Source organism: Klebsiella sp. MS 92-3 (assembly GCF_000195655.1).
Taxonomy (GTDB): Bacteria; Pseudomonadota; Gammaproteobacteria; order Enterobacterales; family Enterobacteriaceae; genus Klebsiella; species Klebsiella pneumoniae.
The window spans coordinates 1-700 of record NZ_GL882733.1; the positions used below are offsets into that span (position 1 = coordinate 1).

Consider the following 700-nt stretch of genomic DNA (forward strand, 5'->3'; position numbering starts at 1 on the left):
CGAGGAGTTCGGCTTCACCGTTGATAACGTGGTTGCTAAAGCGAAAGCGCTGCTGTAAATCCCCACCGCTATCGCCCGGCCCGGAGTCGGGCGATACGCTCTCTGAGTAATGATCTTCCGGTCATGAGTTTGTCTTTTCCTTTCTGAACCATTTCCCACTCTATTTTGTGCGTGACCGCTGATTTCTGTACGTTTTTTTGTGCAGACCGGCAAATGTAGACCAGATTCAATAGGCGCCCGCACGATCGCGCCGCGCCCCTCGATTCCGCCGGGCGTCTGTAAAGGAGACCCCGCCATGCCGTCACCGATGATTTATCAGGATCTCACCACTGCCGCGCTGCTCGGCCATGCGGCGCAGTATCACAGCGAGACCGAGATTGTCTCGGTGAGTACTGGCGGTGAGAAGGAGCGCAGCTGCTGGGGGGAGGTGGCCAGCCGTGCTCAGCGGCTGGCATCGGCGCTGGCGTCGCTGGGGCTGCCGCCGGGCGCCCGCTGCGCCACGCTGGCATGGAACAACCGCCGCCATCTGGAGATCTATTTTGCCGTCGCCTCCGGCGGCTGGGTGACGCACACCGTCAATCCGCGGCTGTCGGTTGACCATCTGCGGTATATCCTCAACGACGCTGCCGATGAAGTGCTGTTTTTTGACCAGACCTTTTTGCCGCTGGTAGCGCAGCTGCTGCCGCAGCTGCCGACGGGG

General features: G+C 60.9%; 1 protein-coding gene. It reads left to right on the forward strand.

From position 1 onward, the window contains the following. Nucleotides 1-295: 295 nt before the first annotated feature. Nucleotides 296-700: AMP-binding protein (locus HMPREF9538_RS29220; protein ID WP_032456996.1), on the forward strand; the 405-nt coding region annotated here is incomplete at its 3' end.